Origin of the sequence: Sphingomonas melonis DAPP-PG 224, from assembly GCF_000379045.1 — a bacterium.
GTDB classification, from domain to species: domain Bacteria; phylum Pseudomonadota; class Alphaproteobacteria; order Sphingomonadales; family Sphingomonadaceae; genus Sphingomonas; species Sphingomonas aquatilis.
Genome location: NZ_KB900605.1, coordinates 2,724,463 through 2,738,417 on the forward strand (window position 1 = coordinate 2,724,463; position 13,955 = coordinate 2,738,417).

At 65.4% G+C, this 13,955-nt stretch carries 14 protein-coding genes; 4 read left to right on the top strand and 10 right to left on the bottom strand.

Going from position 1 to position 13,955, the window contains the following annotated elements:
• Window positions 1-16 precede the first annotated feature (16 nt).
• The 4 genes from SPHME3_RS0113175 to mdh all read right to left on the bottom strand — a co-directional run bounded on the left by SPHME3_RS0113175 (window position 17) and on the right by mdh (window position 5,447).
• A complete protein-coding gene (locus SPHME3_RS0113175) occupies window positions 17-2,992 on the bottom strand; it encodes a 2-oxoglutarate dehydrogenase E1 component (RefSeq protein ID WP_017978731.1) in 2,976 nt (991 codons plus the stop codon).
• A 149-nt stretch (window positions 2,993-3,141) separates the two neighbouring features.
• A complete protein-coding gene (gene sucD, locus SPHME3_RS0113180; RefSeq protein WP_017978730.1) occupies window positions 3,142-4,026 on the bottom strand; it encodes a succinate--CoA ligase subunit alpha in 885 nt (294 codons plus the stop codon).
• 79 nt (window positions 4,027-4,105) lie between these two features.
• Window positions 4,106-4,396, bottom strand: a complete 291-nt coding sequence (locus tag SPHME3_RS0113185; protein WP_017978729.1) for a GIY-YIG nuclease family protein — start codon at window positions 4,394-4,396, stop codon at window positions 4,106-4,108.
• An 88-nt stretch (window positions 4,397-4,484) separates the two neighbouring features.
• Window positions 4,485-5,447 carry a malate dehydrogenase gene (gene mdh / locus SPHME3_RS0113190; RefSeq protein WP_017978728.1) on the bottom strand — a complete coding sequence of 321 codons (963 nt, stop codon included), beginning with the start codon at window positions 5,445-5,447 and terminating at the stop codon, window positions 4,485-4,487.
• Window positions 5,448-5,643: 196 nt separating this feature from the next.
• Between mdh and SPHME3_RS0113195 the strand changes: the two genes are divergently transcribed.
• The gene (locus SPHME3_RS0113195) at window positions 5,644-6,768 is read left to right on the top strand and encodes an acyltransferase family protein (RefSeq protein ID WP_017978727.1); all 1,125 of its coding nucleotides are present in this window, start codon (window positions 5,644-5,646) and stop codon (window positions 6,766-6,768) included.
• Here SPHME3_RS0113195 and zapE read toward each other — a convergent pair.
• From zapE to SPHME3_RS0113215, 4 genes are all read right to left on the bottom strand, one after another.
• Entirely contained in the window at window positions 6,707-7,807 is a 1,101-nt protein-coding gene (gene zapE / locus SPHME3_RS0113200; protein ID WP_017978726.1) for a cell division protein ZapE, read from the bottom strand. The two genes, SPHME3_RS0113195 and zapE, sit on opposite strands and share 62 nt — an antisense overlap.
• A 179-nt stretch (window positions 7,808-7,986) precedes the next feature.
• Window positions 7,987-8,457, bottom strand: coding sequence for a PaaI family thioesterase (locus SPHME3_RS0113205; RefSeq protein WP_017978725.1), 471 nt, complete (start codon window positions 8,455-8,457; stop codon window positions 7,987-7,989).
• Window positions 8,458-8,462: 5 nt separating this feature from the next.
• Entirely contained in the window at window positions 8,463-9,248 is a 786-nt protein-coding gene (locus SPHME3_RS0113210) for a succinate dehydrogenase iron-sulfur subunit (protein WP_017978724.1), read from the bottom strand.
• 75 nt (window positions 9,249-9,323) lie between these two features.
• The gene (locus tag SPHME3_RS0113215) at window positions 9,324-9,905 is read right to left on the bottom strand and encodes a ClpP family protease (RefSeq protein ID WP_017978723.1); all 582 of its coding nucleotides are present in this window, start codon (window positions 9,903-9,905) and stop codon (window positions 9,324-9,326) included.
• A 140-nt stretch (window positions 9,906-10,045) separates the two neighbouring features.
• Between SPHME3_RS0113215 and SPHME3_RS0113220 the strand changes: the two genes are divergently transcribed.
• The 3 genes from SPHME3_RS0113220 to SPHME3_RS0113230 are packed head-to-tail and all read left to right on the top strand — an operon-like array spanning window position 10,046 to window position 11,561.
• Window positions 10,046-11,062 carry an SDR family oxidoreductase gene (locus SPHME3_RS0113220; protein WP_231292009.1) on the top strand — a complete coding sequence of 339 codons (1,017 nt, stop codon included), beginning with the start codon at window positions 10,046-10,048 and terminating at the stop codon, window positions 11,060-11,062.
• The gene (locus SPHME3_RS0113225) at window positions 11,059-11,331 is read left to right on the top strand and encodes a DUF1488 family protein (protein WP_226341768.1); all 273 of its coding nucleotides are present in this window, start codon (window positions 11,059-11,061) and stop codon (window positions 11,329-11,331) included. Before SPHME3_RS0113220 ends, SPHME3_RS0113225 begins: the two co-directional genes overlap by 4 nt.
• Window positions 11,328-11,561 carry a hypothetical protein gene (locus SPHME3_RS0113230; RefSeq protein ID WP_017978720.1) on the top strand — a complete coding sequence of 78 codons (234 nt, stop codon included), beginning with the start codon at window positions 11,328-11,330 and terminating at the stop codon, window positions 11,559-11,561. Before SPHME3_RS0113225 ends, SPHME3_RS0113230 begins: the two co-directional genes overlap by 4 nt.
• A gap of 155 nt (window positions 11,562-11,716) precedes the next feature.
• On the opposite strand, the gene SPHME3_RS0113235 is transcribed toward SPHME3_RS0113230, so the two are convergent.
• Window positions 11,717-13,519, bottom strand: a complete 1,803-nt coding sequence (locus SPHME3_RS0113235; protein WP_017978719.1) for an acyl-CoA dehydrogenase C-terminal domain-containing protein — start codon at window positions 13,517-13,519, stop codon at window positions 11,717-11,719.
• A 4-nt stretch (window positions 13,520-13,523) separates the two neighbouring features.
• Entirely contained in the window at window positions 13,524-13,949 is a 426-nt protein-coding gene (locus tag SPHME3_RS0113240; RefSeq protein ID WP_020486487.1) for a MerR family transcriptional regulator, read from the bottom strand.
• Window positions 13,950-13,955 lie beyond the last annotated feature (6 nt).

Genomic DNA, 13,955 nt, shown 5'->3' on the forward strand with positions numbered 1-13,955 from the left:
TCAACGGGGAAAGTGGTTAGCTGCTCGGGGACTGGGTCGGCCGGGCGGTGGTGGTGGAGCCCTCGCTGCGGGTCCGGCGGATTTCCTCGCGCACATTATGGCCAAGCGCATCGGCGACCAGCGCGCCCTGCTCGGCGGTGTGCCGCTTCATCAGACCCGTGGCGGGCGACGCCGCCGCCGCACGACCCGCGTAGCGGGCACGCTTCACCGCGCACTGCGCCTGAGCCAGCGATTCCTCGATCAGCGGCTCGACGAAGAACCAGTACCCATTGTTCTTCGGCTCTTCCTGCGCCCAGACCACGTCCTTGAGGTTCGGCATCCGCGCGATCCGGCGGGCGAGCGCATCGCCCGGGAACGGATAGAGTTGCTCGATCCGCACAATCTGCGTGCCGGTATCGCCCGCGGCGTTACGAGCCTCGATCAGGTCGTAGGCGACCTTGCCCGTACACAGCACCAGCCGCGTCGTATCGGCATCCGCCGCACCATTGGTGTCGGACAGGATGCGCTTGAAGTGGCTGTCGCCCTGGAACTCGGCCGCCGTCGACACCGCCAGCTTGTGGCGGAGCAGCGACTTCGGCGTCATCACGATCAGCGGCTTGCGGAAGTTGCGGTGCATCTGCCGGCGCAGCAGGTGGAAGTAGTTGGCCGGGGTGGTGCAGTTCGCCACCTGGATATTGTCCTGCGCACACAGCTGCAGGAAGCGCTCGGGACGCGCCGAGCTATGCTCCGGCCCCTGCCCTTCGTAGCCATGCGGCAGCAGCATCACCAGGCCGTTGGCGCGCAGCCACTTGGCTTCACCGCTCGCGATGAACTGGTCGATCATGATCTGCGCGCCGTTGACGAAGTCGCCGAACTGCGCCTCCCACATGACAAGCGTCTTGGGGTCCGCCAGCGCGTAGCCATATTCGAACCCGAGCACGCCATATTCGGAGAGCGGGCTGTCCAGCACCTCGAACCGGCCATGCTCCACCGTCGTCAACGGCACATACTTGTGCTCGTCGGTCTGGTCGACCCACACCGCGTGGCGCTGGCTGAACGTGCCACGACCCGAATCCTGACCCGATAGGCGCACGCCATAGCCTTCCGACAGCAGCGAACCGAAGGCCAATGCCTCGCCGGTCGCCCAGTCGAAATTCTCGCCGGTCTTGAACATCTGCCGCTTGGCGTCGAGCACGCGGCCCAGCGTCTTGTGGATCTGGATGCCCTCCGGCACCGTCGTCAGCGTACGACCCAGCGCGTCGAACAGCTTCATCTCGATGCCCGTTTCGACGTTGCGCCGCTCAGTGCCGCCGTCGGTCGGCGCCGACAGGCCGGTCCAGCGACCCGCGAACCAGTCCGCCTTGTTCGGCTTGTAGCTCGCGCCCGCCTCGAACTCGCCTTCCAGCAGCGTCGTGAACTGGTGGACCTTCTCGTCCATCCACGCCTGGTCGATCACGCCTTCCTGGATCAGGCGCTTGCCGTAGATTTCGCTGACGCCGGGGTGCGAACGGATCTTGTTGTACATCAGCGGCTGCGTGAAGCCCGGCTCGTCGCCCTCGTTATGACCGAAGCGGCGATAGCACCACATGTCGATCACGATGTCGCGATGGAACTTTTGGCGGAATTCGATCGCCATCTTGGTGGCGAAGGTCACCGCCTCGGGATCGTCGCCGTTGACGTGGAAGACCGGCGCCTGCACGCCCTTGGCCACATCCGACGGATAGGGCGACGACCGCGCGAACTGCGGGCTGGTGGTAAAGCCCACCTGATTGTTGATGATGAAGTGGACGCAGCCGCCGGTGTTGTAACCACGGATGCCGGAGAAGCCGAGGCATTCCCACACGATGCCCTGGCCCGCGAACGCCGCGTCGCCGTGGATCAGCACGGGCAGCGAGGCGCTGTGTTCCTTGAGGTCGTTGGCGATCGTCTGGATCGCACGCGTCTTGCCGAGCACGACCGGGTCCGCTGCCTCGAGGTGCGACGGATTGGCGACCAGCGACATATGCACCTTGTGCCCGTCGAACTCACGGTCGGTCGAAGTGCCGAGGTGATACTTCACGTCACCCGAACCGCCGATCTCGTCGGGCTGCGCCGAACCGCCGGCGAACTCGTGGAAGATGACGCGCAGCGGCTTCGCCATGACATTGGCGAGCACGTTCAGGCGGCCGCGGTGGGCCATGCCGTATACGATCTCGCGCACGCCGGCCTGGCCGCCGTACTTGATGACGCTTTCCAGCGCCGGGATCATGCTTTCGCCGCCGTCGAGGCCGAAGCGCTTGGTCCCGACATACTTCTTGCCGAGGAACTTTTCCCACTGCTCGGCCTCGATGACCTTGCTCAGGATCGCGCGCTTGCCGTCGACGCTGAACTCGATCGCCTTGTCTTTGCCCTCCATGCGGTCCTGCAGGAAGCGGCGCTCCTCGACATCGACGATGTGCATGTACTCAAGGCCGACGTTGCCGCAGTAATTGCGGCGCAGCGTATCGACCAGCTCGCGCACGGTCGCCCATTCGAACCCGAGCGTTCCGCCGAGGTAGACCGGGCGATCGATATCGGCATCGGTGAAGCCGTGATATTCGGTGCGCAAATCCTCCGGCATGTCGCGGTGCGACAGGCCGAGCGGATCGAGATTGGCGGCAAGATGGCCACGGACGCGATAGGTACGGACCAGCAGCTGCGCGCGGATCGCGTCGCCCGCCGCCTTGATGATGTCCTCTTTGGACGGGGCGGCGCCGGCCGCCGGCGCGGGCTTGCCGCCGCCCTTCGCGGGTTTGGGCGCGGGCTCCATCTGCGTCGGGTCGAGCCCCGCGGTCAGGTCGTCGGTCGTGGTCAGCGGCCAGCGCTTGTTGGTCCAGCTCGGGCCGCCGGTGCCGGCCTCCAGGCCTTCGAAGAAGCTGCGCCAGCCCAGATCGACCGATGACTGGTCGGCCTGATATTTGGCATAGAGCGCCTCGATGAACGCCGGGCTGACGCCCGCCGCGATATCGCCGAAATCCTGACCTTCGTAGCCCATGGTCTTCTTCCTAATCCCCTCTCCCACCGGGAGAGGGAGGGGCCCGCCGCTCGTCAGAGCGGTGGGAGGGTGAGGGTCGAGGGGAAGGCTACCGCCCTCACCCTTCCGCGGCTCTGCCGCTCCCTCCCTCTCCCGCCGGGAGAGGGAATTTACTTGTTCAGCACCTGCAGCAGGGTCGAACCCAGCTCGCTCGGCGACGCCGCGACCTTGATCCCGGCCGCTTCCATCGCCGCGATCTTGCTTTCCGCATCGCCCTTGCCACCCGACACGATCGCGCCGGCATGGCCCATGCGACGGCCCGGAGGCGCCGTACGACCCGCGATGAAGCCCGCCATCGGCTTCTTGCGACCGCGCTTCGCCTCGTCGATCAGGAACTGCGCCGCCTGCTCCTCCGCATCGCCGCCGATCTCGCCGATCATGATGATCGACTGGGTCTCGTCATCGGCCAGGAACAGCTCCAGCACGTCGATGAAGTTGGTGCCGTTGACGGGGTCGCCGCCGATGCCGACCGCGGTCGTCTGACCCAGGCCAGCGTTCGAGGTCTGGAACACCGCCTCATAGGTCAGCGTACCCGAGCGCGAGACGACGCCGACCGAGCCCTTCTTGAAGATCGAACCCGGCATGATGCCGATCTTGCACTCACCCGGCGTCAGCACGCCCGGGCAGTTCGGGCCGATCAGGCGCGACTTGGAACCCGACAGGGCGCGCTTCACCTTGACCATGTCGAGGACCGGAATGCCTTCGGTGATCGCGACGATCAGCGGGATCTCGGCGTCGATCGCTTCCAGGATGGAGTCGGCCGCGAAGGGCGGCGGCACGTAGATGACCGACGCATCGGCGCCCGTCTTCGACTTGGCTTCGGCGACGGTGTTGAAGACCGGCAGGCCGATATGCTCGGTGCCGCCCTTGCCCGGCGTCACGCCGCCGACCATCTGCGTGCCATACGCCAGCGCCTGCTGGGTGTGGAACGTGCCGGTTTCACCCGTCATGCCCTGGGTGATGACCTTGGTGTTCTTGTTGACGAGGATGCTCATCTTAGCTCCCAACTCCCTTGTGTCCCCGCGAAGGCGGGGACCCAGTCCTGGGCTCCCGCCTGCGCGGGAGCACGATCGCTCAAAACAATGACTCGTACAGGTCGAGCCAATCCGGATTCTTGTCTTCGATCAGCCGCAGCTTCCAGTCCCGGTTCCACTTCTTAAGCTGGCGTTCGCGAAGCCGCGCACTGTCCAGTTCGTCATGGGCCTCATACCAGACCAGAAGCCTGCAACCGTATATCTTGGTAAACCCGTCGATCAGGGCATTGCGGTGGTGATAGGCCCGCTTCGCCAGATCGCTCGTGACACCTAAATATATCGTTCCGTTCAGTCGGCTCGCCATGATGTAGACATAGCCGATTTTGGTCATCCTACGACTCCATGTGCTCCCGCGAAGGCGGGGACCCAGTACTGGGCTCCCGCCTTCGCGGGAGCACAACGGAGCGTGAAGATCGCCATTAGTTCAGCGTGCTGTCGATACCCTTGCAGGCGACCAGCAGCTCCTTCACCGCGTCCACCGACACCTGAAGGTTCGCCTTCGCCTCGTCCGACAGCTTGACCTCGACGACCTTCTCGACGCCACCGGCACCGATCACGACGGGGACGCCGACATAGAGGTTGTCGATGCCATATTCACCCGACAGGTGCGCGGCCGCAGGCAGGATGCGCTTCTGATCGTAGAGATACGCCTCGGCCATCGCGATGCCGCTGGTGGCGGGCGCATAATAGGCCGAGCCGGTCTTGAGCAGCGCGACGATCTCGCCGCCGCCGCCGCGGGTACGCTTGACGATCTCGTCGACCTTTTCCTTGGTCGAGAAGCCCATCTCGATCAGGTCGCTGACCGGGATGCCGCTGACGGTCGAATATTCGAGCACCGGGACCATGGTGTCGCCGTGGCCGCCGAGCACGAAGGTGTTCACGTCCTTCACCGACACGCCGAACTCCTCGGCGAGGAAGTGCGAGAAGCGCGCCGAGTCGAGCACGCCCGCCATGCCGACGACCTTGTTCGCCGGGAGGCCCGAAAATTCGCGCAGCGCCCAGACCATCGCGTCGAGCGGGTTGGTGATGCAGATGACGAAGGCGTGGGGAGCGTTGTCGCGGATGCCCTCGCCGACCGCCTTCATCACCTTCAGGTTGATGCCGAGCAGGTCGTCGCGGCTCATGCCGGGCTTGCGCGCGACACCGGCGGTGACGATGATGACGTCCGCGTCCGCGATATCGGCGTAGTCGTTGGAACCCTTGATGTTCGCGTCGAAACCCTCGACCGGGCCGCACTGCGACAGGTCGAGTGCCTTGCCCTGGGGAACACCCTCGACGACGTCGAACAGGACGATATCGCCCAGCCCCTTGAGCGCGGCGAGGTGCGCGAGCGTGCCGCCGATGTTGCCGGCGCCGATCAGCGCGATCTTCTTGCGAGCCATTCCAATCCTACTCCATTGGCCCCAACGGGGCGAGGCGTGATTGGTCATGCCGCATAGGCCTGTTACGGCAGGGGCACAACCACCTAAAACTCGCTCGCCGGATTTATCGACGATAACGGTTCGCAATAGCGATAAAGCGGATGGGGCTGGATTTCGGAGCGGGTTGTTAACCCTTCTGCGATACCGCGGGCGCGTGATGTCGCAGCCCTCCCGCCCGGATCGCGCCCTGTCCGCGATCGACGTGCTCCGCTTTGCGTGCGCGGCGATGGTGGTGGGATATCATTACGGCTTCGCCTTTCCACTCACGCCGCCCCGCCCGCTTGCCGGCGTCGTCGCGGCGCCGGTCAACGGGCTCTGGTTCGGGTGGGTCGGGGTCGAGCTGTTCTTCGTTATTTCGGGCTACGTCATCCTCGGAACGGCCGAACGACGCGACACGCGCCAGTTCGTCCGCGCGCGCGTGCTGCGGCTCGTCCCCGCCGTCTGGATCTGCGCGACCACCACCGCTTTGCTGCTACTGACGGTCCCCGGCGTCGATATCGGTTCCGTGGCGCACGGCTGGGTCGATGCGGTGGCCTTCGTGCCCATCGGCGTCCAAATCGACGGATCCTACTGGACCCTCGCCATAGAAATCGTTTTCTACGGATTGGTCGCCACAGTCATCGCGTTGAGGCGAAACGATCGTTGGGTATGGAGGGCGGTGCTATATCTAGGCGCTATCAGCCTAGATTACTGGATGATGCAGGCTGCTTTCGCGGACAACCCCGCCTTTCCCACGCGTGCCCGCATGCTGACCTTGCTGCCACATGGCGTCTTCTTCGCATTGGGCGCGGTGCTCTATCGTCTATCGACCAAGAGTTGGTCGTGGCAACTTGCCGGCTTCTCTCTGGCGCTCGCTTGGGGGTGTTGTTTCGAGATTGTCGTGCGGGCGACAACGGTGGCACGCGATTACCAGCTGACGATCGGTCCGTACCTCCCGATCGCCGTGTTCCTCGCGGGTGTCGTCGTCGTTGCGCTGGCGGTACGGCTCCAACCCGCCATGGCTAGGACAGTGCCATCAAGGCACGCCGCCCGCATCGGCATGGCGACCTATCCACTCTATCTAGTCCATCAGGCCGCTGGGGCGGTGGTGATCGCTTGGCTGACGGCGGCAGGGACACCTTATTGTCTAGCATCGATGGTGGTTGGCGCACTATCGCTGGGTTTCGCCCTTTGGTGCGCGGCAATACCCGAACCGTGGCTTCGCGAACGCCTCACACGCGTCAGATTGCTCCGTGTCCCTGCGCCAGGTAGGTCTCGGATCGCATTTCTTCGAGGCGGCTGACGGTGCGTTGGAATTCGAAACGGCCATCGCCTTCGGGGTAGAGTGCATCCGGTTCGGCGTCTGCGGCGGCGAGTAGCTTCACTTTGTGTTCGTACAGCGCGTCGATCAGTTGGACGAAGCGTGCCGCCTCGTTTCGGTTTTCGGGGCCAAGCTGGGGAATGCCGACGAGGATCACGGTGTGATAGCGGCGGGCGATGGCGAGATAGTCGGCCGCGCCCCGCGCTTCCCCGCACAGTTTCTTGAACGAGAAGACGGCGACGCCCTTCAGCGTCTTGGGCACGTGAAGCGTACGCCCCTGCACGGCCAGATCCTCCGAGGGGATCGGCTCGGTCACCTCATGGTCGGTGAGGCGAAAGAAGGCCGCGGACAGGTTCGCGGTCGCTTCCGGCCCGTTGGGCACCAGCCAGGTGTTCTGCTGGCCCAGCCGGTCGCGGCGATAGTCGATCGGACCATTCAGCGTCACGACGTCCAGCCGCCCCTCGATCAACGCGATGAAGGGCAGGAAGTGTTCGCGATTGAGGCCGTTCTTATAGAGATCGCCCGGCGCGCGGTTGGAGGTCGTGACCATCGTCACGCCCGCCTCGATCAGCGCGGTGAACAGGCGACTGAGGATCATCGCGTCGGGTGAGTTGGTGACCATCATCTCGTCGAAGGCCAGCAGCCGCGTCTCCTCGGCGAGGGCTGCGGCGACGGGGGCGATCGGATCGCCGCTTTCCTTGCGCCGCTCGATCGCGATGCGCCCGTGAACCTCGAGCATGAATTCCGAGAAGTGAACCCGGCGCTTCCGGTCGACCGCCACGTTCGCGAAGAAAAGGTCCATCAGCATCGATTTGCCGCGCCCGACATCGCCGAACATATAGACGCCGCGCGGCGCGGTGCCGCCGCGGCCGGTAAGGCGGGCGAACAGGCCGGCCTTTTTCGGGGCTTCGAGTTCGGTGGCCAGCGTATCGAGGCGGATGGCGGCGGCCCGCTGCTCCGCATCCGGGCGCAGTTCGCCTGCGGCGATGAGCGCGTCATAAGCGGCGAGGACTTGGGTCATGTCAGGCTTTCGTGATGGTCTTTGCGCGGGCCATTCGCTCCACCGTCGCGCCGGACGTATTCAAGGATGTACCGGGCCGCGGGCGTAGCGCTAGAGCCTCTAGCCAATCCCCTCGCCGCGGAGTGGACCCCGGAACACGTCCGGGTTGACGAAGAGAGAAGTACCGACGTTATAGCAAATCACCGCAACGACGGCGGCGGGGTCGATTTGCGCAAGGTGCCGGTGAAGCTCGCGACGGTAGGCCATCCGTCCTGCACCACCAGCCCGCGCAGGAACAGCATCCGACCGGTCTCGCGGAGCAGCTCGATCCGTGCCTCCAAGGGCTCGCCGATCGCGCTGCCGCCGATGAACTGCGCGGACAGATCGAGCGTCACCGCCCCGCCCGCCTGCAACACCCCCAGGCCGCGGGCCGCGGCGAACAGCGCAATGTCGATGAACCCCAATAGCGCACCGCCATGGACATGGTCGCGCATGTTGGAATGCTCTCGGCGCGGCGTAATCCGCACGCGCGCGATACCGTCCTCCACCCGAACGTGGAGCGGATCGAATGCCGAGTTGAACCGCCCCCCGTAGCGAAGCTGCCAGCGTTTCCAGCCGGGCAGCTCCGGATCGTCGTCGAACGAGAAGACGGGGGATTCCGGCGCGTCCACGATCCTTACAGGATGCGCTCGGCTTCCATCTTCTTGACCTCGGCGATCGCCTTGGCCGGGTTGAGACCCTTGGGGCAGGTGTTCGCGCAGTTCATGATCGTGTGGCAGCGATACAGGCGGAAGGGATCTTCCAGCTGATCGAGGCGCTCGCCCGTCATTTCGTCACGGCTATCGGCCAGCCAGCGATAGGCCTGGAGCAGGATCGCCGGCCCCAGGAACTTGTCGGCATTCCACCAATAGCTGGGGCACGACGTCGAGCAGCAGGCGCACAGGATGCACTCGTAAAGGCCGTCGAGCTTCGCGCGATCCTCCGGCGACTGCAGCCGCTCCTTGCCCGAGGGCGGCGGGCTGACCGTCTGCATCCACGGCTTGATCGAGCTGTACTGCGCGTAGAAGTGCGTGAAATCGGGGACGAGATCCTTGATCACGTCCATCGACGGCAGCGGGGTGATCTTCACCTCGCCCCTCACGTCCTCGATCGCCGTGGTGCAGGCGAGGCCGTTGCGACCATCGATGTTCATCGAGCACGATCCGCAAATGCCTTCACGGCACGAGCGGCGGAAGGTGAGCGAGCTGTCCTGCTCCGCCTTCATCTTGATCAGCGCGTCGAGCACCATCGGGCCACATTCGTCGAGGTTGATCTCGAACGTGTCGTAGCGGGGGTTCTCGCCCGTGTCGGGGTCGTAGCGGTAGACCTTGAACGTCTTGATCCGCTTGGCGTCACCGGTCGCTTTATGGACCTTGCCCTTCGCCTTGACCTTGCTGTTCTTGGGCAGGGTGAACTCGGCCATCGCCGTGACGCTCCTTCGAAATGCTGCAATTGCGGTTATGCCTGTCGGACCGCGGACGCAACCCCTTTGGCACCGTCAGATGATGTCGAGCACCAGGCCACGGCTCCGCGCCTCTTCCGCCTCGATATACCAGTTGGAAGGCGCCTTTTCGCACAGCTCCTCGAACGAGACCGACGATCCGCGCACGATCTCGCGAAACCCCTCCTCCTGAATCTTGATCGATTCCTCGATCTCATGCAGCTTCGCCTTCAGCACCGCGGGCAGCGTCGTCAGCGGACCGGAGAGCTGGACGCTGCTGCTCATCAGACGCTCGTGCAGCATCAAGCGCGTACCCCGGGTGAGAAAGCGCTTTTCGACCGGGAAGGCCGCCATGAAGGTCGCGCCCGCCGAATAGACCGCGACCTTGCCCAGAAACAGCGTCTCGCGCCCGGTATAGTCGCGCAGCAGCTGGATATCGTCACCCATCGCCCGCCCCATCTCAGGGTCCCCGCCCAGCGTGGTCAGCGACACCACGAGCGGCCCGTCCACCGGCGCCTCGGCCAGCTGCGTCTTGAAGCGGGCGTACATCATGTCGTCGACCGTCCCATGCAGCTGGATATGGGGGTGGGCGAGCAAGGGATATTTGCTCGCGGCGGTCTGGCGGTCCTGATCGGTCATGGCGGCGCGAACCCGCCGTGCACGGCCGGAGTTCCCGACGACCGCCAAGCAATACGCCCTTCATGACACAATGTTAACGGAACCGCGCGGGACGGGCTGGGGTTCATATGCCCCGTCAGGAGAAGATCACCGTGGCCGCCATGCCCAAACCCTTAGCCGACCAGGTAATCGTCCTGACCGGCGCAAGCTCGGGGATCGGCCTCGCCACCGCCCGGATGGCGGCGGAACAGGGCGCGCGGGTGATGTTGGTCGCGCGCGACGACGGGACGCTGCGCGAGATCATACGGACGATCACCGCGGCGGGCGGCACCGCCGATTGTTACGCCGCGGACGTCACCGATGCCGACGCGGTTCGCGCCGCGGCAGCCCATGCCCAGCAACGGTTCGGTCGGATCGATACCTGGGTCAATGCGGCGGGCAGTGCGATCTACGGCAAGCTGGCCGGATTGCCGCTGGACGAACATCGCGCGCTGTTCGACACGAATTACTTCGGCGTGGTGAACGGCTGTCAGGCGGCGATCCCCTATCTGCGGGACAGCGGCGGGACCCTGATCACGATCGGATCGATCGCATCCGACCTGCCCAGTCCGATCATGGGCGCCTATGCGGCGAGCAAACATGCGATCAAAGCCTATGTCGAGGCGCTGCGGATCGAACTGGCTGCGGACGACGTGCCGATCACGGTTACGCTGGTGAAGCCATCGGGGATCGATACCCCCATCGCTCAGCATGCGGTGAACCACGAGGCGGGCGAGGCGCAGATTCCGCCGCCCGTCTACGCGCCGGAGGTCGTGGCGCGCACGATCCTGTTCTGCGCCACCCACGCGAGGCGCGACATTACCGTCGGCGGTGCCGGACGGGCGCAGGCGCTGTTCGCCGCGCATTTTCCGCGCCTGTTCGAACGTCTGGCGCCGATCGCAGCGAAGAGCTTCGTCGATCCGGCCAAGTCACAGCCCGCGCCGGCCAATCTGTTCGCCTCGACCGATACCGGCCGGGTGCGGTCCGGCGAGCATCCCGCGGTGCGGCAGACCAGCACCTACACCCGCGCGGCGCTGCACCCGGCGATGACCGCGACCGCCGCCATGGCCGCGGCGGGGATCGGCGCCCTGTTCTATCGCCGCCACCGGCGGCCTACCCCCGACGCAAGGAACGAATGATGGCCGAAGACCGCGTTACGATCGACACGGCGAGCGTGTTCGACAACACCGCCGACCGCCAGGTCGAATTTGCCGGCGAGGCGAGCGGCGAGCGCTATGCCTTCGCGTTGCGCTATGATGTGCTGGAAGCCTTGGCCGGCGATGCGACATTCGACGCGATGCCGCTGTTCCAGCGCCACCGCGCGCGGATCCAGACGCTGGCCGCCGATGCGCTGGCGCGCGATCCCGATCAGGCGCTGGTGGTGATCAGCGAGAACGATCTCGCATGAGCGGCATCGACTGGCGGATGAGCGCGGTGCTGGCCAATGTCGACCGCGGCGGATCGGAATTGGCGGAGGTGACCAGTCTGGAGCAGACGGTGCAGGCCTGGCTGGCGCTCGACAACGGCTTGCAGAACGAAGCGGTATTGCGGCCGGAGCGCGCCGTCGTGATCGACGGCGAGACGGTCGCGGCGTTCGAAGGACAGGCGATCCGCGCACTGGCGGACCGCTTGCCGTAGATCGATCCTGCCTCGCGAAAGCTAGGTGGCAACGCTGGGGTTGGCCGACGGGGAGGATTAGCGCGAGCTCGGCGTGTGCGGGAACGCCCCCTCCACCCTTCGGCTGACGCCGAACGGTCCCCCTCCCCCGGCTGCGCCGAGGGAGGAATAGGCGGTTACGCTGCGCGGAACATTTCGGGCGGCAGCGCCATCACGCTCTCCGCGCCGCCTTCGATCTTGCGACGCAGTGCGCCGGCGTCCGGGCAAATGCGCTCGGCGAAGAAGCGTGCGGTGACCAGCTTGGCGTCGAGGAAGGCGGCATCGCCCTCGCCCGCCGCCTTCTGCTCAGCGGCCGCCTTGGCCATGCGCAGCCACATCAGGCCGGTCGCGACGATGCCCATCAGGTGCATATAGGGCACCGCGCCCGCGCCGACGTTTTCCGGGTTCTTCATGCCATTGGCCATGAACCACATCGTCGCGGCCTGCAGTTCGCCCAGCGCCTTCTTCAGCGCCGCCGCGATGCCGGCGGTCGCCTCGACACCCTCGGCCGCCGCGGTTTCCTCGGTCACGATCTTGAACAGCGCCTGCACCGCGCGACCTCCCTTGGTGGCGAGCTTGCGGCCGACGAGGTCCATCGCCTGCACGCCATTGGTGCCTTCGTAGATCATCGCGATCCGGGCATCGCGGACGTACTGCTCCATCCCCCATTCCTGGATGTAGCCGTGGCCGCCGTACACCTGCTGCGCGTTGGTCGCGATCTCATAGCCCTTGTCGGTGCCGACGCCCTTGATGACGGGGGTGAGCAGGCCGATCAGGTCGCCCGCCATCTCGCGCTCTTCCTCGGTGCCGGCATTATGCTCGAGGTCGACCTGGAGCGCGCCCCACAGGCACAAAGCGCGCAGGCCTTCGGTCCAAGCCTTCGCCTCCATCAGCATGCGGCGCACGTCGGGGTGGACGAACAGCGTATCCGCCTTTTCGTTCGGCTCCTTGGGGCCGGTCAGCGCGCGGCCCTGACGGCGGTCGCCCGCATATTGCACGGCGTTCTGATAGGCGACTTCGGCGATGGCGAGACCCTGGAGGCCGACGCCGAGGCGTGCCGCGTTCATCATGATGAACATCGCGGCCAGGCCCTTCATCTCCTCGCCGACCAGCCAGCCCTTCGCACCGTCATAGTTCATGACGCAGGTCGAATTGGCGTGGATGCCCATCTTGTGCTCGATCGAGCCGCAGGTGACGGCGTTGCGCTCGCCCAGGCTGCCGTCCTCGTTCACCAGCACCTTCGGCACCACGAACAGCGAAATGCCCTTCGAACTGTCCGGCGCGCCCGGCGTCTTGGCCAGGACGAGGTGGATGATGTTGTCGGTCAGGTCGTGCTCACCGGCCGAGATGAAGATCTTGGTGCCGGTGATCGCATACGATCCGTCGGCCTGCGGCTCCGCCTTGGTGCGGATCAGGCCCAGGTCGGTGCCGCACTGCGGCTCCGTGAGGTTCATCGTGCCGCCCCATTCGCCCGACACCATCTTGGGGACGTACATCGCCTGCTGCTCGGGGCTGCCCTTGGCGATCAGCGCGGCGATCGCGCCATGAGTGAGGCCCGGATACATGGCGAAGGCCATGTTCGACGAGATCATATATTCCTGGAATGCGATCGACACGACGTGCGGCATGCCCTGCCCGCCATGTTCGGGCAGGTTGCCCAGCGTCGCCCAGCCGCTCTCGACATATTGCTTATAGGCTTCCTTGAAGCCCTTGGGCGTCGTGACGCTGCCGTCTTCGTGGCGGGTGCAGCCTTCCTGGTCGCCCGACTGGTTGATCGGGAACAGAACCTCGGCGACGAAACGGCCGCCTTCCTCCAGCACCGCCTCGACGACGTCGGGCGTGGCGGCGTCGAAGCCGGGCAGGTTGCTGTAGTTCTGCAGGCCGACGACATGCTCCAGCAGGAAGCGGGTGTCGCGGACGGGGGGCGTATACTGGGGCATCCGATTATCCTTGCTGTTCAGTGTTGTGGACGGCCGAGACGACCTCCACGAATTCGGTGAGTTCGGCGATGGCGGCGTCGATGTCCTGCTTCTGCCGTTCGAGCAGCGCGATGCGCGCCTGGCAGCGGTCGATCGACACCTGCCGCTGCACGCGCCGCCCGTCGCCCAGATCGTACAGGTCGATCATCTCGCGGATCTCGCTCAGGCTGAACCCGACGCGCTTGCCGCGCAGGATCCAGGCGAGACGCGCGCGGTCGCGGTGCGAATAGATGCGCTGCGTGCCACGTCGCTCGGGCGCGATCAGGCCTTCGTCCTCGTAGAAGCGCAGCGCCCGCGCGGTGACGCCGAACTCCTCGGACAGGTCCGAGATCGTGAAATGGTCGCGGTCGTGGCGATGTTCGATCATCGCATAAGCGGGAGACGAAGCCATGCGCTT